This is a genomic window from Pseudidiomarina sp. PP-1MA, from assembly GCF_041200125.1.
GTDB lineage: Bacteria > Pseudomonadota > Gammaproteobacteria > Enterobacterales > Alteromonadaceae > Pseudidiomarina > Pseudidiomarina fusca.
Genome location: NZ_CP165718.1, coordinates 940,013 through 964,973, shown reverse-complemented (window position 1 = coordinate 964,973; position 24,961 = coordinate 940,013). Strand labels below are relative to the sequence as shown.

At 49.8% G+C, this 24,961-nt stretch carries 26 protein-coding genes; 8 read left to right on the top strand and 18 right to left on the bottom strand.

Annotation, left to right across the window (positions count from 1 at the left end; translation table 11 throughout):
- Positions 1 to 9: 9 nt before the first annotated feature.
- The 10 genes from AB8S08_RS04450 to AB8S08_RS04405 form a co-directional block, all read right to left on the bottom strand.
- Positions 10 to 462, bottom strand: coding sequence for a YcgN family cysteine cluster protein (locus AB8S08_RS04450; protein WP_162014539.1), 453 nt, complete (start codon positions 460 to 462; stop codon positions 10 to 12).
- A complete protein-coding gene (locus AB8S08_RS04445; protein ID WP_369743827.1) occupies positions 455 to 1,129 on the bottom strand; it encodes a fumarylacetoacetate hydrolase family protein in 675 nt (224 codons plus the stop codon). The genes AB8S08_RS04450 and AB8S08_RS04445 overlap by 8 nt, the downstream gene beginning before the upstream one ends.
- Before the next feature lie 5 nt (positions 1,130 to 1,134).
- On the bottom strand, positions 1,135 to 2,130 hold the full coding sequence (locus AB8S08_RS04440) for a lytic transglycosylase domain-containing protein (RefSeq protein WP_369743825.1): 996 nt from the start codon (positions 2,128 to 2,130) through the stop codon (positions 1,135 to 1,137).
- Positions 2,123 to 2,401, bottom strand: coding sequence for a YcgL domain-containing protein (locus AB8S08_RS04435; RefSeq protein WP_110074695.1), 279 nt, complete (start codon positions 2,399 to 2,401; stop codon positions 2,123 to 2,125). Before AB8S08_RS04435 ends, AB8S08_RS04440 begins: the two co-directional genes overlap by 8 nt.
- Before the next feature lie 22 nt (positions 2,402 to 2,423).
- A complete protein-coding gene (gene rnd, locus AB8S08_RS04430; RefSeq protein WP_369743823.1) occupies positions 2,424 to 3,557 on the bottom strand; it encodes a ribonuclease D in 1,134 nt (377 codons plus the stop codon).
- Between the two features lie 3 nt (positions 3,558 to 3,560).
- A complete protein-coding gene (fadD, locus tag AB8S08_RS04425; protein WP_369743822.1) occupies positions 3,561 to 5,237 on the bottom strand; it encodes a long-chain-fatty-acid--CoA ligase FadD in 1,677 nt (558 codons plus the stop codon).
- 73 nt (positions 5,238 to 5,310) lie between these two features.
- Entirely contained in the window at positions 5,311 to 6,240 is a 930-nt protein-coding gene (locus tag AB8S08_RS04420; protein WP_369743820.1) for an alpha/beta fold hydrolase, read from the bottom strand.
- 2 nt (positions 6,241 to 6,242) lie between these two features.
- Complete coding sequence (locus AB8S08_RS04415; RefSeq protein ID WP_369743818.1) at positions 6,243 to 6,830, bottom strand: Slp family lipoprotein; 588 nt, start codon at positions 6,828 to 6,830, stop codon at positions 6,243 to 6,245.
- A 120-nt stretch (positions 6,831 to 6,950) separates the two neighbouring features.
- The gene (tsaB, locus tag AB8S08_RS04410; RefSeq protein WP_369743817.1) at positions 6,951 to 7,640 is read right to left on the bottom strand and encodes a tRNA (adenosine(37)-N6)-threonylcarbamoyltransferase complex dimerization subunit type 1 TsaB; all 690 of its coding nucleotides are present in this window, start codon (positions 7,638 to 7,640) and stop codon (positions 6,951 to 6,953) included.
- Positions 7,640 to 9,562, bottom strand: a complete 1,923-nt coding sequence (locus tag AB8S08_RS04405; protein ID WP_153826682.1) for an ATP-dependent DNA helicase — start codon at positions 9,560 to 9,562, stop codon at positions 7,640 to 7,642. Before AB8S08_RS04405 ends, tsaB begins: the two co-directional genes overlap by 1 nt.
- A gap of 539 nt (positions 9,563 to 10,101) precedes the next feature.
- Here AB8S08_RS04405 and hisG point away from each other — a divergent pair.
- Genes hisG through hisIE form a run of 8 tightly spaced genes read left to right on the top strand, consistent with a single transcriptional unit; the run spans position 10,102 to position 17,251 of the window.
- The gene (gene hisG / locus AB8S08_RS04400; protein ID WP_153826683.1) at positions 10,102 to 11,010 is read left to right on the top strand and encodes an ATP phosphoribosyltransferase; all 909 of its coding nucleotides are present in this window, start codon (positions 10,102 to 10,104) and stop codon (positions 11,008 to 11,010) included.
- A 3-nt stretch (positions 11,011 to 11,013) separates the two neighbouring features.
- The gene (hisD, locus tag AB8S08_RS04395; protein ID WP_369743816.1) at positions 11,014 to 12,321 is read left to right on the top strand and encodes a histidinol dehydrogenase; all 1,308 of its coding nucleotides are present in this window, start codon (positions 11,014 to 11,016) and stop codon (positions 12,319 to 12,321) included.
- The gene (gene hisC / locus AB8S08_RS04390; RefSeq protein ID WP_369743814.1) at positions 12,318 to 13,412 is read left to right on the top strand and encodes a histidinol-phosphate transaminase; all 1,095 of its coding nucleotides are present in this window, start codon (positions 12,318 to 12,320) and stop codon (positions 13,410 to 13,412) included. The genes hisD and hisC overlap by 4 nt, the downstream gene beginning before the upstream one ends.
- Positions 13,409 to 14,491 carry a bifunctional histidinol-phosphatase/imidazoleglycerol-phosphate dehydratase HisB gene (gene hisB / locus AB8S08_RS04385; RefSeq protein ID WP_369743812.1) on the top strand — a complete coding sequence of 361 codons (1,083 nt, stop codon included), beginning with the start codon at positions 13,409 to 13,411 and terminating at the stop codon, positions 14,489 to 14,491. The genes hisC and hisB overlap by 4 nt, the downstream gene beginning before the upstream one ends.
- On the top strand, positions 14,488 to 15,105 hold the full coding sequence (gene hisH, locus AB8S08_RS04380; protein ID WP_369743810.1) for an imidazole glycerol phosphate synthase subunit HisH: 618 nt from the start codon (positions 14,488 to 14,490) through the stop codon (positions 15,103 to 15,105). The genes hisB and hisH overlap by 4 nt, the downstream gene beginning before the upstream one ends.
- Entirely contained in the window at positions 15,086 to 15,835 is a 750-nt protein-coding gene (gene hisA, locus AB8S08_RS04375; protein ID WP_110074706.1) for a 1-(5-phosphoribosyl)-5-[(5-phosphoribosylamino)methylideneamino]imidazole-4-carboxamide isomerase, read from the top strand. Before hisH ends, hisA begins: the two co-directional genes overlap by 20 nt.
- Positions 15,805 to 16,578: an imidazole glycerol phosphate synthase subunit HisF gene (gene hisF, locus AB8S08_RS04370; protein WP_110074707.1), complete on the top strand. Its 774-nt coding sequence runs from the start codon at positions 15,805 to 15,807 to the stop codon at positions 16,576 to 16,578. The genes hisA and hisF overlap by 31 nt, the downstream gene beginning before the upstream one ends.
- A gap of 40 nt (positions 16,579 to 16,618) precedes the next feature.
- Positions 16,619 to 17,251, top strand: coding sequence for a bifunctional phosphoribosyl-AMP cyclohydrolase/phosphoribosyl-ATP diphosphatase HisIE (gene hisIE / locus AB8S08_RS04365; RefSeq protein WP_369743808.1), 633 nt, complete (start codon positions 16,619 to 16,621; stop codon positions 17,249 to 17,251).
- A 61-nt stretch (positions 17,252 to 17,312) separates the two neighbouring features.
- Here hisIE and AB8S08_RS04360 read toward each other — a convergent pair whose 3' ends face one another.
- The 8 genes from AB8S08_RS04360 to AB8S08_RS04325 all read right to left on the bottom strand — a co-directional run bounded on the left by AB8S08_RS04360 (position 17,313) and on the right by AB8S08_RS04325 (position 24,954).
- The gene (locus AB8S08_RS04360) at positions 17,313 to 18,719 is read right to left on the bottom strand and encodes an MATE family efflux transporter (protein ID WP_258306499.1); all 1,407 of its coding nucleotides are present in this window, start codon (positions 18,717 to 18,719) and stop codon (positions 17,313 to 17,315) included.
- A 66-nt stretch (positions 18,720 to 18,785) separates the two neighbouring features.
- Positions 18,786 to 19,985 carry an aminotransferase class V-fold PLP-dependent enzyme gene (locus tag AB8S08_RS04355; protein ID WP_369743805.1) on the bottom strand — a complete coding sequence of 400 codons (1,200 nt, stop codon included), beginning with the start codon at positions 19,983 to 19,985 and terminating at the stop codon, positions 18,786 to 18,788.
- 6 nt (positions 19,986 to 19,991) lie between these two features.
- Positions 19,992 to 20,786, bottom strand: coding sequence for an alpha/beta fold hydrolase (locus AB8S08_RS04350; RefSeq protein WP_369743804.1), 795 nt, complete (start codon positions 20,784 to 20,786; stop codon positions 19,992 to 19,994).
- On the bottom strand, positions 20,783 to 21,181 hold the full coding sequence (locus AB8S08_RS04345) for an MAPEG family protein (protein WP_369743803.1): 399 nt from the start codon (positions 21,179 to 21,181) through the stop codon (positions 20,783 to 20,785). The genes AB8S08_RS04350 and AB8S08_RS04345 overlap by 4 nt, the downstream gene beginning before the upstream one ends.
- 79 nt (positions 21,182 to 21,260) lie before the next feature.
- Complete coding sequence (gene adk, locus AB8S08_RS04340) at positions 21,261 to 21,905, bottom strand: adenylate kinase (protein WP_110074712.1); 645 nt, start codon at positions 21,903 to 21,905, stop codon at positions 21,261 to 21,263.
- A 125-nt stretch (positions 21,906 to 22,030) separates the two neighbouring features.
- Entirely contained in the window at positions 22,031 to 23,920 is a 1,890-nt protein-coding gene (htpG, locus tag AB8S08_RS04335; protein ID WP_313932670.1) for a molecular chaperone HtpG, read from the bottom strand.
- Between the two features lie 77 nt (positions 23,921 to 23,997).
- Positions 23,998 to 24,606, bottom strand: a complete 609-nt coding sequence (recR, locus tag AB8S08_RS04330; protein WP_110074714.1) for a recombination mediator RecR — start codon at positions 24,604 to 24,606, stop codon at positions 23,998 to 24,000.
- A 15-nt stretch (positions 24,607 to 24,621) separates the two neighbouring features.
- On the bottom strand, positions 24,622 to 24,954 hold the full coding sequence (locus AB8S08_RS04325; RefSeq protein ID WP_153826693.1) for a YbaB/EbfC family nucleoid-associated protein: 333 nt from the start codon (positions 24,952 to 24,954) through the stop codon (positions 24,622 to 24,624).
- Positions 24,955 to 24,961: the final 7 nt, after the last annotated feature.

The following is a 24,961-nucleotide window of genomic DNA, read 5'->3' as shown; positions in this document are numbered from 1 at the left end:
AAAAAGCTATCAAGGGGTATCTTGCAGCGGCCAAGTCACGATGCGGTCTTCTAATTCGGCCGCAAAGTCGCGTTCATTGATAACTCGGCCCACCACGCTCATCCCCGCTGCCACCATGGCATCTTTACTACCTTGATGGCGTAACGGATGCCAACTTGGCAACGAACGCCCTTCGGCAAGGCGGCGATAAGCACAGCTGTTCGGTAAATAATACAACTGCTGCAAATTGTCTTGGCTTATCACTACACAATCAGGAACGATGTCGAAGCGCGTCGCATACTGCTTGCAGCTGCCGCTCTCAGCGCACAGTAGTTGGCAACTGACATCGGTAAAATAGAGCTCATCGGTGTCATCATCCACCAGCTTATGTAAGCAGCACTTGCCACAACCATCACAGAGTGACTCCCACTGCTCGGTCGTCATCTCAGCTAATGGCGTAGTTTGCCAAAATGGTTTAGCCACGTCCGGCCTCCACCTGGCCCTGCCATTGCCACGCGCTAGAGCCACTATCAGCCGGCTGCAACCACAGCTGTAACTCATCACCAACCGCTAACCCGGCCACACCGGCAGGAGTTCCGGTTAACACCACATCGCCAGGGACTAAGCTAAAAGACTGACTCACTTCAGCTAAGAGTTCTGCAATCGGAAAGATCATCAGCCGCGAATCACCCTGTTGCCGCGGTTGGCCATTTACCTCTAAGCCAAATCGTAAGGGTTGATCCAGCGCCAGTTCTGCGCTTGTAAGCCAACTAGATAGTACACAGGCGCCATCGAAGGCTTTGGCGCGCTCCCATGGTTGCCCTTGCGCTTTGAGTTTGCTTTGCACCTCACGCAGGGTTAAATCTAACGCCACCCCTACGGCCGCAATTGCCGTTTGTGCGCTGGCAGGGGTCGCTGCGGTCAAGGGCTGCCCAATCAGCACCGCGAGTTCAACTTCATGTTGGCATTCACCTTGCTGGGTTGGAATCATCACCTTGGGTAAATAGGTGATGCTCGAGGGGGGCTTCATAAACAGTAACGGTGCCGCCGGCACCTCATTACCTAACTCAGCTGCATGGGCCGCATAATTGCGACCCACACACACGATTTTCGACGGTTGCGGTAAAGCAAGTTGGTCCGCTTGATACATACCAATTACCGCGGAAACCGAATACGATCCGATAAGTAACCCACCGCAGCCACAAAATAGTGCGAACGGTTCCAACGCATCAAGGCATCGTAGTTGGCATAAGCGAGATAAACGCGGCCCTGCTGGTCATCAGGGATCACCACAGAGGCTTCAATATCGTCCCGTTGCGGTAAATCACTCCCGTCCATTCGACGCACGCCCAATTGTTGCCATTCAGCTAGAGTTTTCTTGGTTTTCAACGAAGCTAAACTGGCATCAAAAGAGTCTGGTAGTTGCACTTGGCGACCCCAAGTAACATCATCCCGCCAGCCCACAGATTTAAGGTAGTTGGCCGCCGAGGCAAAGACATCGCCCATCGAGCCCCAGATATCTTTACGACCATCGCCATCATAGTCCACTGCGTACTGCATGAATGAACTTGGCATAAACTGGGTTTGTCCCATAGCGCCTGCCCACGAGCCACGCATTTGTTCAATCGGAATATGCTGTTCTTCTACGATGGTGAGTGCGTGCCATAATTCTTTCTTAAAAAAGGCTTCACGACGCCCTTCGTAAGCCATGGTGGTGAGTGCTGAAATCACGTCTTGGCCGCCAGTAAAGCTACCAAAATTGGTTTCAATGCCCCACAGCGCCACGATAAACCGCGGTTGTACGCCATATTCAGCGCCAATTTGCTCTAATAAATCGCGGTGCTCCTGGTATTTCTCTACTGCCTTTTTGGCTTTCCACTCAGGGACCGCTCGCGGTAAGTAAGTATCCAGCGTGAGTTTGAATTCCGGTTGATTACGATCGGCTTTAACCGATCGTTGGTACAGTTTCACCTCAGCAAAAGCTGTGTCTAAGGTACTTTGGGCGTAACCATCGGCCAAGGCTTCTTGTTTAAGTTTGGCCACATAAGCAGCGAAACCATCAGCACTAATTTCGTTCTCATTGGCCTGAGCCACAGTAGCGCTTAGCCCCATTAACAGTGCTACGGCAACCGAACAACATGCTTTAATCATTGAAAGACTCCTTTGGTTTCAATGTTTTTAATAGGTTTTCCTGTGGCTCGGGTAGTTGTAAATAGAACCCAGGCTCAGTTAAGTGTTGCTTTAACTCTGCCACACTCAACCGCGCTAACGAGCGCGATTCAGTTAAAGCGAGCGTCATCACATGAATAGGTTGACCGAAACTTTGCTGCAAAGGTTCAGGAAGTTTTGTAAAGTCGGCAGGATGCGGCATATATAAATAGGTATCCGCGCGGCGCGGACTGCGATAAATCGCACACAACATAGTCAGGCGCTCTCTTTATTGGTTAGTGATGCTGAGATAACAAGGTTTCAGCGAATGCCTTAAGCTTAGCCCCGCGCCAACCCGTTAACAAGTCTGGTACCATCAATTCTGCTTGGGCAGCAGCTGGTACTTGCCAAAACCAATGAATCACATCGTTGATTTGACGCCGTGAGGCGACCAAGCTGGGCTGTAACTGCAGTTCAGCAGCAACCTCGTTAACGCGCTTCTTCAACTCATTGAAGACCACTTTATAGCCGCGCATATCCGTTAAGCGTTCTAAACTCGCTGGCTGGTCACTAGCATCTGCACCCCTGCTAACCGCTTGTAGCAAGGCTTCACCAGCGTAGCGTACTGTCACCGGAGATAAATCGGTCACCCCACGTAGATGATGAATACTGCTTGGCATGCGTCGTGCCAGCTCAAGTAAGGTATGATCTTTTGCGACAAAGCTCAGTGGAATATCAGATTTCTGTGCCCGCTCTAAACGCCATTGCAATAACTCACGCAATACCGCCAGTTGTTGACGATTGCACTGCCAAGCATTACCAAAACTCAAATAAAGCCAATGTGGTGGGTCTTGATGGGCACGCTTTTGTACTTGCAGCGCCGTTTCTTCTAACACAATAGCTAGCTGCTCAGGGCTTAACTCTGCCAACAGCTGCGGGTAAATTTGATGCAAATAAAACACATCAGCCGCCGCATAATCAAGCTGCTCAGTGGCCAAAGGCCGTTGCAGCCAATCGGTTCTTGATTGGGATTTGTCGAGCTCTACTTGGGTATAATGAGCCACTAGGGCAGCGTAGCCTAACGCATCGCCATGGCCAGCTACCGCTGCTGCGATTTGGGTATCAAACACGCCAGTCACCACCTGCCCCATGTGCTGGGACAAGATCTCATAGTCTTCGCCACCGGCATGAATCACGAGGGGTTGTTGTTGATTGGCGAACAACTGCCACAGTGGCGTTAAATCCGTCACTGCAAGTGGGTCAATCAACACCAGCAAGTCATCGGCGCGAACCTGGATTAAACCTAATTTGGCATAATAGGTGCGGGTACGGACAAATTCCGTGTCTACCGCTAAAAAACTTGCAGAATCAGCTTGTTGGCAAAACCCAGCAAGCTGCTCTGCAGTGGTGATCAGATTAAAAGGAAGCATTAATTATTTCGCTTTGGCCTCTTCTTCGTCACGTAACTCACGCCGTAAAATTTTCCCGACATTAGTTTTTGGTAGCTCCTCACGGAACTCCACTAATTTTGGCACTTTATAACCGGTCATATTTTCACGTGCATACGCAATCAATTCTTTTTCAGTGAGCGACTTATCCTTGCGTACCACAAAGATTTTGACTTGCTCACCCGAACTGTCGTGAGGTACCCCTACTGCGGCAACTTCAAGAACTTTCGGATGGTCAGCAATCACGTCTTCTATTTCGTTAGGATACACATTAAAGCCTGACACTAAGATCATGTCTTTTTTGCGATCCACAATTTTGAAGAAGCCTTGCTCATCCATCAAACCGATATCACCTGTAGCAAACCAGCCATCAATCATCACTTTGGCGGTTTCATCAGGACGATTCAGATAACCCACCATTACTTGCGGGCCGCGCACCTGTAATTCGCCGGCTTCGCCTTGCGGTAACTCCTCGCCAGTATCAACATCAACGATACGCACCTCAGTAGATGGCAAAGGCAACCCTATGGTACCGTTGTAATGCTCTATATCCGTAGGATTAACGGTCACTACCGGTGAACATTCAGTTAAGCCGTAGCCTTCTAGCAAGCGCGATTTAGTCACTCGCTCCCAGTGCTCGGCAACGGCGCGTTGCACTGCCATACCGCCACCTAAAGCGATCTTAAGATGAGAAAAATCTAAATCTTTAAAGCCGTCGGCATGTAATAACCCATTAAACAAGGTGTTCACACCAGAAATGATAGAGAACGGGTATTTACTTAATTCTTTTACGAAGCCTGGCATATCGCGCGGATTGGTAATCAGAATATTGCGTCCACCGTGCTTCATAAAGGTCAAGCAGTTGGCCGTAAGCGCAAAGATATGGTACAGCGGCAACGCCGTGATCACGGTTTCTTCGCCATCCACCACTAAAGGTGCGACCAACGCCGATACCATTTCTAAGTTGGCAACCATATTCCGATGCGACAACATGGCACCTTTAGCTAATCCGGTAGTGCCTCCGGTATATTGCAAGAAAGCTAGATCATCACCACTCATTTGCGGTCGTTGATACTTAGCTTTGGCGCCTTGCGCTAGTACTTGTTTGAACTGCGTCGTATGCTGCAACGAATAGGCTGGCACCATCTTTTTCACGTATTTAACTACGAAGTTAACAATCCAACGCTTCGGTGCTGGTAACATGTCACCAATACTGGTCAGGATCACTTTCTTGACCGGTACCTCAGTAATCACTTTCGCTAGGGTGTGCGCAAAGTTATCTAAAATAACAATGGCCTGCGCATTGGCATCACTTAACTGATGCTTTAATTCGCGGGCCGTGTATAGCGGGTTCACGTTAACCACGGTCATCCCAGCTCGCAATACACCAAACAGCGCAATAGGATATTGCAGTAAGTTTGGCATCATCAAAGCGACGGCATCGCCCTTTTGCAAACCTTGCTGTTGCAGGTAAGCAGCAAAATCTCTACTGAGCGTATCTAACTCATTAAACGTCAGCTCAGTGTCCATGTTTACAAACGCAACTTTATTGCCGTACGTTTTTACACTTTGCTCAAAAATATCAATTAACGAGTTAAAGTGATCCGGGTCAATGGTCTCCGGAACCCCTGCTGGATAGCGTTTTAGCCAAATTTTATCCACGCGCTTCATGCTCCTGAATACTTTTAATTAAAATTTACTAACACGCAATCATCGCATATCCGACCAGTATTGCCTAGCCGTTATGATGCCGAATTATCTGTGATAAATAACCAATAATCGCATCCGGGCGCTCCATATGAACATGATGACCGCCTTCAACTTCGTGTACCCGTAGGTGCGGAACTTGCTCACGCCAGTCTTGTAAGGCCGTTTTTAGACGCTGATGTCCGTGGCTACCCAACAGCACGGTAAAAGGACATTCAATGTGGGCTAGCACATCACCAATCTGAGCCGCAGTTAAGCGCACCGCAGAACTTACCCGAAGTTGCCCATCAGCGCGAAACTGATAATGTTCGGCGCCGAATTGTTCAATGCCGCGTTCAACTAAAAGCGCCGCTAATTCACGACTAAAATCACCAGCTTGAGCGCGGGCACTGATGGCTAAATCAAGATTGGGATAGCGTGGCGGTTGTTTTTGCTGTTGCTGCCAGCGACTACGAAAGCCTTGGCGGAGCTCGGCTGTGGTTTTATCCGCAGCGGTGGCAATCAAACCGAAGGCCTCTATTGCCAACAATTCGCTCACTAACTCTGGCGCAATGCCTGCCAACATATTGGCCGCATAGGCACCCATGGAATGGGCCACAATAGCCACCTGAGGCCATTGCTGTTGCTGGCACAAGCTCCAGATATCGTAGACATAATCGATAAAGGGATAATAATTGCCCGCCGGTCGATGGTCAGAATGCCCATGCCCAGCCCAATCCAGCGCGATCAAGCGATAGTCACCGGCTAGATCCGACTGCAAAAATTCTTCGGCAAGAGGCAAAAAGCTGTGACAATTATCCAGCCAGCCATGCAGAGCCAAGAGTGGGTAACCATCTGTAGGCCCCCATTGCAGACCACGCATGGTGCCCCAGGGTAAATCAAACGAAACAGGCTCAGCATGATGCCGAGCCTGTTGATAACGCAGTTGCGTAGACGGTGCTATTGCCGTTGTCGTCACAATCAATTATTTCCTTTATCTGACTGGCCCGAACCGCCCTCGCTAGCACCCTGGGTATTGCGAATAATCACCGGGCCTGGGTAGTGCGGACGGCTGAAGTAGTAATGACGATACCATAACGAACTATAATCTACTTCAACTTGGGTTTTTTCTTTTTGAATCGGCCACAAATATTTGCCACTGGCATTCAGTACCGGGAACAAATAGTTGTATTCGTCAATCATTCCCGTTTCAGCTGCGGCTATGGTCCCGGTAAAGGTAACATAGCGCCCTTCTTTGTAAACCATGGGGTCAACAAAGCCGGCCAGTTTGGCACGAAACCGCCCATCGCTTTGATCGCTTGGAACAGGACGCCCCCAACCTTGTAGTTCTAAGTGAACCACTTCGATTTCGGTACCTGCATCGGTGTTACGCACCGCTGCAATCATACCGCCCCAACGCGCTGGCTGGCCGATATATTGCTCCGGCTGCTCGAGCGCATTCTTATAACTTACCAAACTTGCTTCATCAACTACTTCAAGTTCATCAGGAACAGACGAACAAGCGCTTAAAAAAAGTGCCGCAAGACCCATCAACCATAACTGTTTCATTTGTCTACTCCTCTGCGTGCATGTATCTGTATAGCATAGTTTAGAAAAGCCTTGTTACCAGTTAGTTCCCGCAAATATCTTGTAAAATTATGTATCAAGCAGGCTGCTTAACGGCCGCCCTTATTCACGTCCCGGTAGCTTTTTCCAAGTCACTTCATTACGCACATAAAGCGGTTCAAGATCGGCCGCGTCAACGGCAGGTAAACCAGCATCAGCCAGACGAATCATGTCTTCTGCCAATGGTAAGGTGACATCATCTAGAATCTGCACGTTGGCGCCCGCCGCCAAGACCTCGCCATAAGCCTGCCAACCCGTGCCTACTGCCGTAACGGCCCCTGCTGGCCACCAAGGTTGTTGCGCTAAGGCCGTTAGACTGGCCATTTGTGGCGCGAGGGTCGGCTTCGCCAACCCTGCTTGATTGTGATAAACCGCAACGTAAACTTCATTCATGCGGGCATCAATGGCGCTCACTATAGTCTTCGCATCATGTAAGCGTATGGCTTGCTGTGCCAAGGCCGCCAAAGTACTTACGGCCACTACCGGTAGGTTCTGACTGAAAGCCAACCCTTGCGCCACTGAAACGCCAATGCGCACCCCAGTAAAACTACCCGGTCCGTGGCCTACCACCAGCTGTTCCACGTCTGCTAGACCAAGCTCAAACTCAGCTAGTACCTCATCAATTAAGGTTAGAATCTTCTGTGAATGTTCACGCGGTGCCAACATGCTGCGCTGGGCCCATTGGTTGCCCACGCGCAAAGCTACCGAGCACATCTCGGTAGAAGTATCTAAGGCTAAAACAGTGTGCTTCACTAACTGGTCTCCAAAGCTTTTAAAAATTCTAAGGCATCATTTAATTCGCGCGTTCTACGCATGGCTGGCAAGCTTTTCAAAAACAAGCCACCGTAAGGTTTAGTCACCAACCGTTGATCGCAGACAATCAACACACCTTGATCATGGGCATCACGAATGAGTCGGCCCGCACCCTGCTTGAGTGCGATAATCGCAGGTGGCAATTGTACTCGCATAAAGGGCTCAACTCCACGTAAACGACAATCCTCGACTCGCGCTTGCAGCAAGGGGTCGTCGGGCGATGCAAAGGGTAACTTATCGATAATCACGCAGCGTAACGCATCGCCGCGCACATCTACCCCCTCCCAAAAGGATGCTGTGCCTAGCAACACCGCCCGCCCGTTGGCGATAAATTGCTCCAACAACTCTCGTTTGCTGGTACTGCCTTGCACCAGTAATTCACGGTCAGTTAATGGGGCCAATAAGGTGGCCACCCGTTGCAACATGCGATGACTGGTAAACAGTACAAACGTACCGCCGCTGGTATTGACTTCAAGCACCTGTAGGACTATCTCAACCAGCTTGTCCGCCATGCTAAACTCATGGGGTTGCGGCAAGTATCGAGGCATACACAAGACCGCCTGCTCAGCAAAATTAAAGGGGCTTGGTAAGCATAAGGTTGCAGCTTTGTATAAACCCAACTGGTGGGTAAAGTGGGTAAAATCTTCGCCCACGGCTAGGGTTGCTGAGGTGAAAATCCACGCCATATCTGAGCGATTTAAATACCCCCCAAATTTATCAGCGACACTTAGGGGCGTCTGATGCAAGGTCACCTGCCGCACCGTGGTTTCGTACCAAAAACTGTAGCCAGTACGTTGGGTATCCATCAACAACTGCCATTTCGCCAAGCCATCGATACAGCGGTCGTAGGCATTATCTAAATCTTTGCTGCGCCCCAACGCTTGCTTTATTACCTGCACTAAAAACGTCAGGCTATCTTCTACCGCTTGCGCCGCTTGTTGTACTTCTGCTTGCGCCGCATGCTGTCGCCAGTTGCCGCGTTGTGGCTCGGTCGGAAACACCAAGCGCCAATCGCGCAAGCTTAACAAAAGTTTATCAGCGGCCTTTTCTAATTGGCGCAAATCTTTAAGTTCAGTTAAGTACAGCACCTTAATTTCGTGGGCCAATTCTTGCAGCTGACGACTAGACACAGCTTCGCCAAAATACTGACTAGCGATATCAGGCAACTGATGTGCCTCATCAAAAATCACGGCATCAGCAGCTGGTACCAATTCACCAAAACCAACATCCTTCAGTGCCATATCAGCAAAGAATAAGTGATGATTCACCACCACTAAATCAGCATCTAAGGCCTTTTTGCGGGCCAGCACCAGGTGGCAATCATCGTACAGAGGGCAATCACGGCCCAAGCAATTATCCACCGTACTGGTTACTACCGGCAAAATCTCAGCATCTTCTGGGAGCCCGCTGATCGCGCCAACATCGCCATCGCGGGTACGTTGCGCCCAAATCTGCACCTCACGTAACTGCTGTTGCTGTACTTTAGTGAGTTCACTGGCATGAGCTTGGGCTGCTTGCAACCTATGTATGCACAAGTAATTAGCGCGTCCTTTGAGGAGCGCCACCACTTTGCTCGGCGCCAACAGTTTACGCAAGGTGGGAAGATCGCGGTGAAACAACTGCTCTTGCAAGGCTTTCGTTCCGGTAGAAATAATGGCCTTGCCATCGCTTAACAGCGCCGGTACCAGATAAGCATAAGTCTTACCGGTGCCGGTTTCAGCCTCGACCACTAATTGCTGCCGCTTTTTTAAGGTGCTGGCAACAGCGGTGGCCATGGTGGTTTGCGCGGCGCGCGGTGCAAATCCCGGCAGCGCTTGTGCCAGCACACTGTCGGCTTCAAAATAGGAACTGATCTTGGCCATAAAGTCTATCGTATAGGAGAAAACTAAAGCCTACCATAAACTCGGCTGATGGTTGGCAAAAAGTCACTTGGGTAATAACACCATGATGCCTTTATCGAGGCGTCTGCCAAGCTGAATCATTTAGATTGGCGGTGGTGCCCAACAAGCCTATTTATAGTAACAAGACCGGCTCATTTAACCGCCACAACAAAGTTATACAACTTGCAGACAGGAAATTTAATAATCCAATAAATTTAGGCTTGATGGCGTCACATTTTTCTATACAATAAAGCCACGAATTGATGAGAAAGACGGTTTCATAGTAGGACGATAACATGCCTGCTTTTTAATCTTCAAACCTCTTTCATCAACATTATTGAGCACACACTGGTAATTTAATGGAGTACATTATGACCAAGCAAAACTGGCACCACCATCATCATAGATATCGTTAGCCCAGTTTTGTGTGCTGAAGGCTAACTCATTTCATTTGGGATTGCCTTCTCCGAACTAGAACCCCGCAAGGCAATCCTTCGCGGGGTTTTTATTTGGAGAATATTATGGTTGTAGATAAAAGTTCACAGCGATTAACCATCGCCATTCAAAAATCAGGTCGTTTAAGCACGGAATCCATTGCCCTACTGCAAGCCTGTGGCTTTCGCTTCAGTCTGCACGAGGCCCGTTTACTCGCGCACAGCAGTAACCAACCGGTTGATTTGTTGCGCGTACGTGATGACGATATCCCGGGCTTAGTGATGGATGGGGTGGTTGATCTTGGCTTGGTCGGCGAAAATGTGCTGGAAGAAGTTCGTTTAGAGCGTAAAGCTACCAACATCAGTTATGATTTTACTCGCCTGCGGGCACTAGAATTTGGCCAATGCCGATTATCCATTGCGGTTCCTAAAGAAGACAATTATCAAGGGTTAGCGGATTTACAGGGCAAACGCATTGCCACCACCTACCCCTATCTGTTGCAAAATTACTTACAGCAACAAGGTATCAGCGCCAGCAACGCTATTCTTACCGGTAGTGTTGAGGTCGCTCCACGTGCCGGATTAGCCGATGCAATTTGTGATTTAGTCTCTACCGGCGCCACCTTAGAAGCCAACGGCTTGATTGAAAAAGAAGTCATCTTCCGCTCGCAAGCACAGTTAATTCAACGCCCTGGTAGCCTGCCTGCAGCCAAGCAAGCTATCGTTGATCAATTGCTACCGCGCATCGATGGCGTGCAAATGGCGAAAGAAAGCAAGTACATCATGCTGCACGCTCCGGTTGCGCAACTCGAGCAAGTTGTTCAGTTACTGCCTGGTGCTGAGCGCCCTACCGTACTGCCGTTAAGCCACACCGAAGAACTCGTGGCAGTGCACGTGGTGAGCACCGAAACCTTATTCTGGGAAACCATGGAACAACTTAAAGCCATCGGCTGTAGTTCCATTTTAGTCTTACCAATTGAAAAAATGATGGGTTAAGTTATGGCACAACTTCAACAAGTTATTTGGCAACAGCTCACGGCCGACCAGCAACGTCAGTTGCTGGCGCGTCCTGCTCAAGCACAATCAGCCGAGCTACTTAGCCAGGTGCAAGCGATCATTGATGCGGTTGCCATTGACGGCGATGCGGCGGTGCTCAAGTACACCCAACAATTTGATTGCCCGAGCTTAACTGAGCTGCGTTACGACGAGGCGGCAATTGCTGCCCAAGCCGCCTTAGTAGAGCCACAAGTTAAAGCAGCCATTGATACGGCCTATCAGACCATTTATGCGTTTCACCAAGCGCAACAGCCGCAGGCGGTTACCGTAACAACTGCCCCGGGGGTGAGCTGCACCCAACAATATCACGCGTTAGAAGCAGTTGGCCTTTATATTCCTGGTGGCACGGCTGTACTGCCATCTACCGCATTAATGTTAGGCGTACCGGCGCAACTTGCAAATAATCCACGCCGGGTATTAGTTAGCCCACCGGATCGCAACGGTCAGCTGTCTCCAGCTCTGATGTACGTGGCGCAAAAATGTGGTATCACCGAGGTGTATCGCTGTGGCGGAGCACAAGCTATCGCAGCGCTAGCGCTGGGTACCGAAAGCATGGCGCCGGTGGCGAAAATTTTTGGCCCGGGCAACAGCTATGTTACCGCTGCCAAACAATTAGTTGCCCAGATTCCGGGGGGCCCAGCAATTGATATGCCAGCAGGGCCTTCTGAGCTGTTGGTGATTGCTGATGACAGCGCTAATCCGGCCTTTGTGGCGGCTGATTTATTATCTCAAGCCGAGCACGGTGCTGATTCGCAGGTGATTTTGCTAACTCCATCGGCACAGTTATTGGAGCAAGTCACGCTGGCTTTATCCGAACAATTAGAGCAGTTACCGCGCGCGGACATTGCCCGTCGAGCTCTTGCTGGTAGCGCCCTCATTCAAGTCAGCGACCTTGCTGAAGCCATCACCATTAGTCAGCAATATGCTCCCGAACACTTATCAGTGCAGTTAGATAGTGCTGACGACTATTTAGCACAGTTAACCCATGCCGGTTCGATTTTTGTCGGCCATTACACGCCAGAATCAGGCGGCGATTATGCCACCGGTACTAACCACGTGTTGCCTACTTACGGCTTTGCGCGCAATTACAGTAGCCTTGGTTTGTTAGATTTTTATCGGCGCTACACCTTACAACGGGTTAGCCAAGCCGGCTTAGCTGGTCTTGCTAACGCTATTATCGATCTTGCTGAAACCGAAGGGTTATCAGCCCATGCCCGAGCGGTTAGTATTCGGTTGGAGCAATCAGTATGAGTTTGGCCAGCAAATTACAGCGAGCTCACCTCGCCCAGTTAACGCCTTATGCCTCGGCACGCCGCAGCATGAGTGGTGGCAATGTGTGGCTGAATGCTAACGAAGCTCCCAGCACCCCATTAGCCACTGTAGCTGACAACGCCATGAGCGGTAGCGATCTCAATCGTTACCCGTCGTTTCAAAGCGCAGCTCTCAATCAGGCCTACGCCAGTTACGCGGGGGTTGACGCCGAGCAAGTACTCAGTTGTCGTGGCAGCGATGAAGCCATTGAATTGCTGATTCGTACCTTTTGCGAACCTGGACGCGATAGCATCGTCATTTGCCCCCCCACCTACGGTATGTATGCCATCAGTGCGCAAACGCACGGTGCTGGGGTAATTAGCGTGCCGCTGCAACAACAACAATTGGATGTTCCGGCCATCCTTGAGCAAATACAAACGGCAGCGCAAACCGTAAAACTTATTTTTGTCTGCAATCCTTCTAACCCGCTAGGCAATAACTTAACCCTAGACTCGTTGCAGCAGTTGCTACAGCAAGTAGGCGAACGTGCTATTGTAGTGGTTGACGAAGCCTACATTGAGTTTGCCGCAGCAAGCTCAGTGCAGGCCCTAAATGAAGTGAGCTCATGGTTGCAGCAGTACCCGCAATTGGTGGTGTTGCGAACGCTATCAAAGGCCTTTGGTCTGGCCGGTATTCGCTGCGGCTTTGCCTTAGCGCCAGCCGATATCATTGAAGCCTTACGCAAGGTGATTGCCCCTTATCCGTTGCCACAAACGACGGTAACTGTCGCCACACAAGCATTATCTGATGCTGCCATCAACGCCATGCAGCAACAGGTAGCAGCAACCAACGCCCAGCGCGAACGATTGCTTGTAGCGCTAGCAGATGCCAGCTGGGTGACTAAAATTTGGCCCAGCTGTACCAATTTTGTGTTGCTCACAGTAACAGATGCGGCCGCGATCGTAACGCACTTTGCCGCTGCGGGTATTTTAATTCGTAATCAGTCGCAGCAATTAGGACTAGCCAACAGCGTGCGCATCAGCATTGGTAGCGCCGCCGAAATGGACCAATTATTGAAGGTATTTCCATGAGTTCAGCAGCCCAGAAAATTTTATTTATCGACCGCGATGGCACTTTAGTAGAAGAGCCGCCGATTGATAAACAACTTGATAGTTTAGCCAAGCTTAAATTTGAACCTGGCGTGATCCCGGCCTTACTGCAATTACAGCAAGCTGGCAATCGTTTGGTGATGGTGTCTAATCAGGATGGCTTAGGCACCGACAGCTTTCCACAAGCGGATTTTGATGCGCCCCACAACTTAATGATGGACGTGTTTAGCTCACAAGGCATACGTTTTGACGACGTCTTGATTTGTCCACACTTTGCGGAGCAAGCCTGCAGTTGTCGTAAGCCGGCCTTGGGCTTGGTCAAAGACTATCTGCAACAAGGCCGTGTCGATTTTACTCAGTCTTATGTTATTGGAGACCGTGATACCGACTTACAACTGGCTGAAAATATGGGCATTCAAGGCATCAAATATGACCCAGCCACAACTTCATGGGCGACTATCGCCCACCAGTTATTGGCCAAGCCACGCCAAGCCAAGGTACAACGCACCACGCGCGAAACCGATATTTTGGTTGAGCTCGATTTAGATGCTAGCCAGCCTATTAGCATCAGCACCGGAATTGGCTTTTTTGACCACATGCTGGAGCAAATTGCCACCCACGCTGGTTTTGCCCTCAACCTGCAGGTACAAGGTGATTTGCACATTGATGAGCACCATACTGTCGAAGACACAGCTCTCGCTTTCGGCCAAGCGTTACGTCAAGCTCTAGGCGACAAGCGTGGTATCGGCCGATTTGGTTTTGCGTTGCCGATGGATGAGTGTCGGGCAGAATGTCTGATCGATCTTTCTGGGCGTCCTTACCTGCAGTTTGAGGCCGATTTTAGCCGTGACAAAGTAGGTGAATTATCCACTGAAATGGTCGGTCACTTCTTCCGCTCATTAAGCGATGCCATGGCGATATCACTCCACCTAAGCACCACCGAGGGTAACAGCCATCATCAGGTTGAAAGTCTGTTCAAAGTGTTTGGCCGCGCACTAAGAGCTGCTATCGCCCGCACGGGCGAACAAAGTTTACCTTCAAGCAAGGGGATGCTGGCATGAGTAAGCCAAGCCTAGTCATCGTAGATACCGCCTGTGCTAATATCAGTTCAGTGCGCTTTGCATTTGAACGCCTAGGTGTAAGCCCGCTGATAACCGCCGATGCGGCTCAGATTAATAGTGCTGACCGAGTAATTTTACCGGGGGTAGGCACCGCTGCTGCCGCCATGCGTAACCTACAGCGACTGGAACTCGTTGATACCCTGCGGCAGTTACAACAGCCGGTGTTGGGTATCTGCTTGGGGATGCAGCTGTTAACCACCGCATCAGCCGAAGGCAATGTTGATTGCCTCGGCATTATTCCAACTCGAACCGAGCGCCTACAAGCAGCAGATCTACCGCTACCGCACATGGGTTGGAACACCGTTAATGGCAGTGCTGACAATCCGCTCTTAGCTGGTTTGCCTGATGCCAGTTATTTTTATTTTGTACATAGTTTTGCGGTGGCCGTGAGTGCCCATACCATCGCAAGTTGTCACTACGGCCAAACCTTTGCTGCCATGGTCAGAAGCGGTAACTTTTTTGGTGCTCAATTTCACCCGGAACGATCGGGAGCTGCGGGCGCCACCATCCTTAAGAACTTTTTGGAGCTAACTGATGCTGATACCCGCACTTGATTTAATTAACGGCGAGGTCGTGCGTTTACAACAAGGTGACTTTGCTCGACAAACAACCTTTGCTAGTGATCCCCTACCGATCGTTGCTGATTACCAAGCAGCCGGTGCTCAATGGTTGCATTTAGTCGATTTAGATGGTGCCCGTGATCCCGCCCAACGGCAGTTGCAACTACTGCAAAAAATCACCGCTGCAACCAGCATGTCAGTGCAAGTAGGTGGGGGTATTCGTACCCAAGCCGACCTTGAACAACTGTTTGCTTGTGGTGTGCAACGAGTGGTGTTAGGTTCGGTGGCGGTAAAACAACCGGCCTTAGTGCAACACTGGTTCAGCCACTACGGCAGCGATGCCATTGTGCTGGCATTGGATGTGAACATTGACGCTGACGGCCAAGCTTGGGTCGCTACCCACGGTTGGCAGCAATCATCCGAGCTAACCTTGGAGCAAATGATTGAGCAGTATTTACCGGTAGGGTTGCGTCATGTGTTGTGCACCGACATCAGCCGTGATGGCATGTTAACGGGCACCAATGTCGAGCTGTACCAACGGCTCAAACAAGCCTACCCTAGCCTAGTGATTCAAGCTTCGGGGGGGATTGCTGATTTAACCGATTTAGAGCAGTTGCAAGCCAACCAATGCGATGCCGCGATTCTTGGTAAAGCGTTGCTCACCGGTCGATTTACTTTGAAGGAGGCACTCGCATGCTGGCCAAACGCATCATCCCCTGTTTAGACGTACGCAATGGCGAAGTCGTCAAAGGCGTGCAGTTTCGTAATCACGAAATTATTGGTGCTATCGAACCACTCGCTGAGCGTTATGCTGCAGCCGGAGCTGACGAGTTAGTCTTTTATGATATTACCGCCTCGGCTGATGCCCGCGTGATTGATAAATCCTGGGTGGAACGGGTAGCGCGTCTGATCGATATCCCCTTTACCGTAGCTGGCGGCATTAGCTCGATTGAGCAAGCGCAACAGCTGTTAGCTATGGGCGCTGATAAACTATCGATTAACTCACCAGCACTGCAAAATCCCGACTTAATCAATCAACTGGTCGATGAGTTTGGACAACAATGTATTGTGATTGGCATTGATAGTTTTTTTGACAGCGAAAGCCAAACCTATCAGGTTTATCAGTTTACTGGTGACGAGCAACGTACTCAGAAAACCCGGTGGCAAACGGCTGATTGGTTAGCGGAAGTGGTCGCACGAGGCGCTGGCGAAGTGGTGCTAAACTGCATGAACCAAGATGGCGTGCGCAAAGGTTACGATATTGCCCAATTGCAAACGTTACGCCGTAGTTGCCCTATTCCACTGATTGCATCGGGTGGCGCGGGTGCCAAAGAACACTTTGCTGAGGTGTTTCAGCAAGCTGCTGTCGATGGCGCTTTGGCGGCCTCGGTCTTTCACAAGAACATTATTGAAATTAGCGAGTTAAAAGATTATTTAGCTACGCAAGAGATTGTGGTACGACGCTAACGCAAGCGCCGCTTGTACCCATGCACAAGGATACTGAGTTATGCTTATTACTCCAGCCAATCAAGCTGTCGTAAATTTTAGTAAAGCTGCGGATGGGTTGTTACCAGCCATGGTGCAACATCCCCTAAGTGGCGAAGTGTTAATGCAAGGCTACATGAACAGTGAGGCTTTAGCGCACACGCTAAGCCACCAGCGAGTGACTTTTTTTAGCCGCAGCAAACAGCGGCTGTGGACCAAAGGCGAAAGCTCTGAACACTTTTTGCAAGTCGTTAGTGTGCATACCGATTGTGATCAGGATAGTTTGCTTATTCGGGCACTACCACTCGGTCCTACCTGTCATCTGGGTAGCCGCAGTTGTTTTAGCGATGAGCAGTCAACGCCGATGTTGCAAACCCTGATGGATACCATCAGTTCGCGCCGCAATGCAGACCCTAGTAGCAGCTATACCGCTAGCTTGTTTGCCGCTGGCATCAAACGTGCGGCACAAAAAGTCGGTGAAGAAGGGGTTGAAGTTGCTTTAGCGGCCACGGCCGGTGATGATCACGAATTGCTCAATGAAAGTGCCGATCTACTCTATCACCTGCTGGTGGTATTAGCCGCCCGCGATTTAAGCTTGAATGATGTGTTAGCGGTGTTGCAACAACGGCATCAGCCGACTTCTACTTCATCATAATAATGACTGGCATTAGCAGCGCGGCCTAATATTAGCCTTGCGCTGCTATGTCTATACTGAATTAAGCGTGCGGATGCTGAGTTAAACTCAGCCCGTGCTGCTCATTGTAGCGGCGGCTCACAACCCGCAAGCGCCACGTTAGCAATACCGCTGCCACCGATAAGCCCACAATAAAGCCAACCCACATACCAGCAGCACCAATAGAAGGCACTATGGTATCCGTTAATGACAATAAGATACCCACGGTTAAGCCTAGTGGCCAGTACGACACAAAGGTAATAAACATCACCACTTTGGTATCTTTGTAGCCACGCAAGGTGCCTATTGCAATCGCTTGAAAGGTGTCCGACAGGGTAAAAATAGCAGCCAGCCCCATCAAGGTTGCGGCTAACTGGATCACCGCTTGATCATCGGTATAGAGCCCTGCTAACCAGGCCCCGGTAATGTACATAATCAAGCCATTGACAGCGGCAAAGGTCATCCCATACAAGGTGGCTAACTTGTGGCTGAGCATCGCGTTAGCTGGATTACCAGCGCCCAACGCAAAGCCTACCCGCAAGGTAACAGCCATGGATAAACTCAGCGGCACCATATACACCAACGACGAAATATTTAATGCGATCTGATGACTGGCCACCACGGTTGCACCTAGGGGGGCTATCACTAAGGCTGCGGCGGCAAATAGACTCACCTCAAAAAACATCGAGGTCGCAATCGGAAAGCCAATTCGCACTATGTACCAAACATCATCCCAATTTGGCGCATGCCAGCGCTTGAACACCCCAATTTTCTTAAAACGTTTGGCTAAGCTGACATACAGCACCATGCTTAGTGCCATCACCCAAATCACGATGCTGGTAGCGACCCCACAACCGGCACCGCCAAGCTCAGGAAAACCGCCTACACCGTAAATAAAGACGTAGTTAACCGGAATATTCACGATTAAACCAATAATACCCACCACCAAACTGGGCATGGTATGCGACAAGCCTTCACAGAAATTTCGCAACACCATGTAGATCACCAAGGCAGGTATCGCTGTGGCTACATACATCAGATAATCTAAGGTGATATCGCGGAAATTATCTTCAACACTCATGGCATTGAGGATCAAAGGCGCACACATGATCACGATAAAGCACAAAGCACCACCCAACATGGCAGCGTAAATACCCTGCTGCACCATATTGGCAACTTTACGCTGCTTACCACCACCATCTAAATGCGAAATGATAGGAGCTAGCGCCAACGCCATGCCCATAATAATGAGGGTAGAAGGAACCCAAATGCTACCACCAACCGATACCGCGGCTAAATCGGTGGCACTCACCCGCCCCGCCATCAAGGTATCCACCACGCTCATTAACATTTGCGTTAATTGAGCGATCAGGATAGGGCCCGTTAACCGAGCTAATTTTTTCGATTCTGTCCACCAGTGTGACGCAACCGGGCTGGCTTGCTGGTTCAAGGTACTACTCTCCTAACAAAGAAAAAGGCAAAACATGCAGGCACTGGCAGGTTCGTCAGCGGCGGCTTATTCGGCAAATAATTGCCAACCAGCATCGAGTGCCGCTACTAACCGCTCAATTTGCGCGGGCGTATTGTACGCTGCTAAAGACACCCTGACTACCGCTGGTAACTGCCAATCTTGCAATAAGATTTGCGCGCAATGGTGCCCTGCACGTACCGCAATCTGGTGCTGATCTAACCAGGTGGCGATGTCGTGGGCCTGAAACTCATCGCTGTAAAAAGCAATCACTGGGGTATGCTGTTTACCCGTGGGTAATAAGGTTAACCAAACACGCTGCTGCAACTGTTGCCATAACTGCTGCCGTAGCTCTTGTAAATAATCATGCAAGCCCAATTGCTGCTGTTGCTGTAGCCAAGCTAACCCGCTAGCAGCAGCAACCGCTGCGCCCACGTTAGGGGTGCCAGCTTCAAATTTATGAATACCTGTGACCAGGTTGGCTTGGCTTTTAGTTACGCCAGTGACAATACCACCACCCACCGTAAAAGGTTCACTGGCAGCCAGCAAAGCTTGGCTTAACCACAACACCGCACAGCCGGCGACACCGTAGGCCTTATGGGCACTGAATACCACCGCATCGGCGCCCAACTGCGTTACAGCCAGCTGCTCATGAGCAACGGCTTGGGCCGCATCCACAATGGTCCAAGCCCCTTGCTGCTGGGCTGCCGCCAAAATTGGCTCGAGCGCAAATCGAGTTCCGGTAATATTGCTAGCTAAGGTAAGACTGACCACCTTGGTGCGCGGCCCCAATAAGTGTTGCCATTCACCCAACTCACCGCTTGCTCTATCAAGGCTAATAAATCGCAGTCGTAAATCATGTTGAGCAGCCAAACGCTGCCACGGCAGAATGTTGGCATGATGCTCAGCACTACTTAGCAAAATTTCATCGCCCGCCTGCCAAGCTACCGGTAGCTGCTGCGCCAAACCGTTCAAGGTACTGGTGGTGGAGGCCTGGAAGCTCACCTGTGCAGCCGTTGCCCCAATCGCTTGGGCGCAATCTCGTCGCGCTTGCTCATAGCACTGGGTAGCAGCCCGCCCCCGTGCATAACTAGCACGATGCACATTAGCATGCTGGTGTTGATAATAATCCAGTAGCTTGGTTAATACCGATTGCGGTACTTGGCAACTGGCAGCACTATCAAAATAGGCCAGCTCTGGTTGTTGCTGACAGAACTCAAATTGCTCTAAGGGCGGTTGATAGCTCACCTGACTCTAACTCGTCTGTTGTAAAAACTCGATGATTTGCTGGTTCACTAATGCAGCATGGGTTAGTGGCCCCATATGCCCGCAGGGCAAAGTCACCGTAGTGGCATGGGGTAACACATGCAAGAGTTGCTGCGCTACTTGCTTAGCACTAGCTTGAGTACTGGATCCTTGCAATAGTAGTAACGGCTGCTGCACGTGGCGGTAATCTTGTAATTTATGGGGCTCGCCCATCAACGCTGAAAAGTCCATGGCGACTTTACTTGCTTGAGCAATCATTAGGCGCTTAATTTTATCAGGTAACGCGTCAAAGTAGCCTGGCTCATTCCAATAATCGACAAAATTACGGGTAGCTGCCTGCGCATCATACTGGTCCATTTGTGCAGCAATGGCATCAATTTCAGCTCGCGCTGGGTCTTGATGGTCTAAGACATGAAATGCCACCGGCTCAAACAGCACCACACGGTCTACTACAAAGGGTTGTTCTAACGCTAACTTTAACGCCAAAGCACCCCCATAAGAATGACCAATTAAGGTTACCGGCTGGGTTATCTGATAGTGCTGTAAGGCTTCTATCACTCGCGGCATTTCGTCGCTAAAGCGAAAGGCTTCAGGCTCTACCCCAGTTGCAACCGCAGGCGCTTGCCCATAACCCAGCAAGTCGATAGCGATGATATCGTACTCTGCTTGTAATTGGGTTTGTAACGCCCGCCATTGGCCACTGTTGCTCTGTGAACTATGCAGTAGCACCAATACTGGCTGGCCAGCCGTGCCACTACGATAAACTCCAGCTAACTCGCTCATAGCACCTGCCCAACAAAATAACCAATCATGTAGCCGGCTTGCAGCATCAAGGTAATAAAGGTACCAAGCACACCCACAGTGCGCGCCCACGAGGTTCCAATACTCAATTTAAGCCCTAAGGCATGGCTAATTCGCGCCACGAATAACAAGGCTCCTAGCCCGTGTAATAAGCTCGCAGACGCACCGGTTAAGTCCATCAGTACTAACAACAGCAAGCCCAGTGGTACGTACTCAGAAAAATTACCATGAATACGCACCGCAACTTCTAAATCTTGTGCATTGCCAGTACCAATACCTACCCGATGACGCCAACGCAGGCGAATAATGTCGATGGCTAGCACGATATAAAGCAAGGTTAGCAAACCCGCATAAAGCAGACTTACAGATAAGTTCATGTCCATTGTGGCTCCTGATTTTTATTATAAAAAAAGCCCACACAAGGCGGGCTTTTTGATTATTATTGACCGGTTAAAGCTAACTTAACAGCTCACCTAACTCGGCACTGATAACCTCAACATCACGGGTTCCATCAATTTTGTGGAAGGCCGTTTTACCTTGTTCGGCTAGTTTACGATAATATGCTACCAAAGGCTCGGTTTGTTCATGATAAATTGCTAGGCGTTTGCGTACCGTTGCTTCTTTATCATCATCACGAATCACCAGATCTTCACCGGTTTCGTCATCTTTTCCGGCTACTTGCGGTGGATTGTACTGCACATGATAGACCCGACCAGAACCTGGATGTACTCGACGCCCGCCCATGCGTTCCACAATCACCTCATCTGGGACTGCAAACTCAAGTACCACATCCACATCAATACCAGCAGCATGCATGCCATCAGCTTGCGGAATGGTGCGCGGAAAACCGTCCAGTAAGAAGCCGTTAGCGCAATCAGCTTGGGCAACTCGCTCTTTCACTAAGCCAATCATAATATCATCAGATACCAGCTTGCCAGCATCCATAATAGCCTTGGCTTGTTGACCTAGTGGGGTACCTTCTTTAATTGCAGCTCGCAACATGTCTCCGGTTGAGATCTGTGGAATCCCAAACGTTTTCATCAGAAACTGCGCTTGAGTACCTTTCCCTGCGCCTGGAGCGCCCAACAAGATAATGCGCATGAACAACCTCTTTTAACTTGTGTGTGTTTTGCCAACGAATAAATGCGAACTTTACCTGCTGGCTCGCACCTTTACAAGTCCGAGCATTGCCGACTTTGGTCGGACAATGCTCGGTTGCACAGCTATTATTCGGTTAGTTCTAACATCAACCGATTTAAGCGGGTCACAAACTGCGCAGGATCTTTCAGACTGCCACGCTCAGCTAACGTTGCTTGATCAAGCAATAAATGTGCCCATTCAGCAAAGCGTTGCTCATCGGTGAGCGCAGTGATCCTTTGTACCAACGTATGTTCTGGATTAATTTCGAAAATATACTTGGTTTCTGGCACCGGTTGCCCTGCGGCTTCCATCAGCTTCGCCATTTGCGTGCTCATATCGTTGTCATCAGTGACAATACAAGCCGGTGATTGAGTTAACCGATGGGTCACCCGAACCGTTTTGATCTGGTCGCCAAGCGCCTTTTCAAAACGCTCTAATTGCGGTTTAAACGACTTTTCTGCAGCTTCATGTTTTTGCTTGGTCTCAGCGTCATCTAACTCACCTAAATCTAAATCACCGCGCGTTACTGATTGGAACGGTTTTTCTTTGTATTCGCTCAGGTGGCTCATTAACCACTCATCAATACGCTCTGATAACAACAACACCTCAATCCCTTTTTGACGGAAAATCTCAAGGGCTGGGTTATCTCGCGCAGCTTCGTAGCTATCGGCGACAATGTAGTAGATCTTGTCTTGCTTCTCTGGCATACGCTCAAGGTAAGCATCTAAGCTAACTCGAGCTTCGCGCTGATCTTCATGGGTCGAAGCAAAGCGCAATAAACTTGCGATTTTTTCTTGGTTAGCGCTATCTTCGGCCGGGCCTTCTTTGAGCACAGTACCAAAGGTATTCCAGAACTCTTGATAAGTGTCTGGCTCGTCTTTAGCTAACTTGCTCAGCATGCTCAAGATTTTCTTGGTGCTACCGTTACGCATTGAGCGCGTAATCTTATTGTCTTGTAAGATTTCACGCGACACGTTGAGAGGCAAATCAGCTGAATCCATCAAACCACGCACAAACCGCAAGTAAGTTGGCATCAACTGCTTGGCGTCGTCCATGATGAACACCCGCTTCACATATAGCTTTATGCCATGTTGCTGGTCGCGGTTCCATAAATCCCATGGCGCACGCTTAGGAATATAGAGTAAGCTGGTGTACTCGCTGGTACCCTCAACTTTGTTATGACTCCAGAGTAACGGCTCATCAAAGTCGTGGGCTACCGTTTTATAAAACTCTTTGTATTCGTCGTCAGTGATCTCGCTTTTATCGCGAGTCCATAAAGCTTGGCCCGAGTTGACACTATCCCAACCCGTGTGCTTATCGTCATCATCGCGCTTCGGCATTTGCACCGGAATACTCAAATGATCTGAATATTTGGTGATGATGCTCTTTAACCGCCATTCGTCTAAAAATTCCTTGGCATCATCGCGTACATGCAAAATGATATCGGTGCCGCGTTTTGCTTTTTGGATAACCGCAATATCAAATTCACCTTCACCACGTGAGGTCCATTCCACCCCTTCATCAGCGCTCGCGCCTGCTGCGCGGGTCCGTACGGTAACGCTATCAGCGACAATAAAAGCAGAGTAGAAACCTACCCCAAACTGCCCAATCAAGCGGCTATCTTTGGCTTGATCACCAGATAATTGGCTGAAGAAGTCTGCAGTACCAGATTTCGCAATTGTACCCAGATTGGTCATCACTTCTTCACGAGTCATGCCAATGCCGTTATCGCTGATAGTAATAGTTCCTGCGTCTTTATCGGCACTTACGCGCACCCATAACTCACCGTCATCGGCCAGTAGGCTGCCATCGCTAAGCGCCTTAAAGCGCAACTTATCCGCAGCATCCGATGCATTGGAAACGAGTTCCCGCAGAAAAATCTCTTTGTTGGAATATAATGAATGAATCATTAAGTGGAGCAACTGCTTCACTTCGGTTTGAAAACCGTGGGTTTCTGCTTGACGGGTCTCCGCCATAGTGGTCTCTCCTGCACTATTTGGTTAAACACTACAGCAGAGATGGGGATGGTGCTTGAGATTTCAAGCACCTTTGGCTAGTTTGCTTCGATAATTTTTCGCCCAGAAAAGGCATGACCTAAGGTAGCTTGGTCAACGTACTCAAGTTCACCACCCACGGGCACCCCATGAGCGATGCGCGACGTCTTAATGTGGGCTTGGCGCGCCAACTCAGCAATGTAGTGCGCTGTAGCTTCACCTTCGACAGTCGGATTGGTCGCCAGAATGATTTCTTGGATAGCTTCGCTACTTAGCCGTTGTGCCAACACATCTAAACCTATATCTTCCGGACCAATCCCATCGAGCGGCGACAAATGTCCCATCAATACAAAATAGCGTCCTTGATACTGCCCCGTTTGCTCAATCGCCAGCACATCGGCAGGGGTTTCAACAATGCATAACATGCCACTTTGTTGCCGTGCGGGATGGGCGCAAATCACGCACTGCGGCGACTCAGTTAACGTCCGACAATCGTTACAATGACCTACTTTTTCGACTGCCTGCGTTAGTGCTTGCGCCAACCGCTGGGCACCCTCGCGTTGACGTTCCAACAGCTGAAACGCCATCCGCTGGGCACTTTTCGGACCGACCCCAGGGAGCACCTTTAAAGCTTGAATGAGCTCTTGTATTGCCGGACTTAATTGCATCTGAATACCTGTGTCTTAAAACGGCATCTTAAAGCCAGGTGGCAAGTTCATACCGCCAGCTACTTCAGCCATCTTTTCTTTGCTGGTTTGCTCTACCCGGCGCACTGCGTCATTTACTGCCGCAGCAATCAGATCTTCCAACATTTCTTGGTCGTCATCGCTCATCAAGCTAGGATCGATGGCAACGCGGCGCACGTTATGATTGCCCAGCATGGTTACTTTAACCAGACCAGCGCCCGCTTCACCTACTACTTCCATACTCGCGATTTCAGCTTGCACTTGTTGCATGCGCTCTTGCATTTTCTGCGCCTGCTTCATCATGTTTCCTAAACCACCACCTTTAAACATAACTACC

Bases quoted from the DNA above. Each gene is read 5' to 3' on its own strand.
- hisG (WP_153826683.1), top strand. From the start codon at position 10,102: ATGGTTGTAGATAAAAGTTCACAGCGATTAACCATCGCCATTCAAAAA.
- adk (WP_110074712.1), bottom strand. From the start codon at position 21,905: ATGCGCATTATCTTGTTGGGCGCTCCAGGCGCAGGGAAAGGTACTCAA.
- rnd (WP_369743823.1), bottom strand. From the start codon at position 3,557: ATGCTTCCTTTTAATCTGATCACCACTGCAGAGCAGCTTGCTGGGTTT.
- recR (WP_110074714.1), bottom strand. From the start codon at position 24,606: ATGCAATTAAGTCCGGCAATACAAGAGCTCATTCAAGCTTTAAAGGTG.
- AB8S08_RS04325 (WP_153826693.1), bottom strand. From the start codon at position 24,954: ATGTTTAAAGGTGGTGGTTTAGGAAACATGATGAAGCAGGCGCAGAAA.
- hisB (WP_369743812.1), top strand. From the start codon at position 13,409: ATGAGTTCAGCAGCCCAGAAAATTTTATTTATCGACCGCGATGGCACT.
- hisA (WP_110074706.1), top strand. From the start codon at position 15,086: ATGCTGATACCCGCACTTGATTTAATTAACGGCGAGGTCGTGCGTTTA.
- AB8S08_RS04405 (WP_153826682.1), bottom strand. From the start codon at position 9,562: ATGGCCAAGATCAGTTCCTATTTTGAAGCCGACAGTGTGCTGGCACAA.
- hisC (WP_369743814.1), top strand. From the start codon at position 12,318: ATGAGTTTGGCCAGCAAATTACAGCGAGCTCACCTCGCCCAGTTAACG.
- AB8S08_RS04440 (WP_369743825.1), bottom strand. From the start codon at position 2,130: ATGATTAAAGCATGTTGTTCGGTTGCCGTAGCACTGTTAATGGGGCTA.
- htpG (WP_313932670.1), bottom strand. From the start codon at position 23,920: ATGGCGGAGACCCGTCAAGCAGAAACCCACGGTTTTCAAACCGAAGTG.
- hisF (WP_110074707.1), top strand. From the start codon at position 15,805: ATGCTGGCCAAACGCATCATCCCCTGTTTAGACGTACGCAATGGCGAA.
- AB8S08_RS04415 (WP_369743818.1), bottom strand. From the start codon at position 6,830: ATGAAACAGTTATGGTTGATGGGTCTTGCGGCACTTTTTTTAAGCGCT.
- AB8S08_RS04445 (WP_369743827.1), bottom strand. From the start codon at position 1,129: ATGTATCAAGCGGACCAACTTGCTTTACCGCAACCGTCGAAAATCGTG.
- AB8S08_RS04345 (WP_369743803.1), bottom strand. From the start codon at position 21,181: ATGAACTTATCTGTAAGTCTGCTTTATGCGGGTTTGCTAACCTTGCTT.
- hisD (WP_369743816.1), top strand. From the start codon at position 11,014: ATGGCACAACTTCAACAAGTTATTTGGCAACAGCTCACGGCCGACCAG.
- hisIE (WP_369743808.1), top strand. From the start codon at position 16,619: ATGCTTATTACTCCAGCCAATCAAGCTGTCGTAAATTTTAGTAAAGCT.
- hisH (WP_369743810.1), top strand. From the start codon at position 14,488: ATGAGTAAGCCAAGCCTAGTCATCGTAGATACCGCCTGTGCTAATATC.
- AB8S08_RS04350 (WP_369743804.1), bottom strand. From the start codon at position 20,786: ATGAGCGAGTTAGCTGGAGTTTATCGTAGTGGCACGGCTGGCCAGCCA.
- AB8S08_RS04435 (WP_110074695.1), bottom strand. From the start codon at position 2,401: ATGTTGTGTGCGATTTATCGCAGTCCGCGCCGCGCGGATACCTATTTA.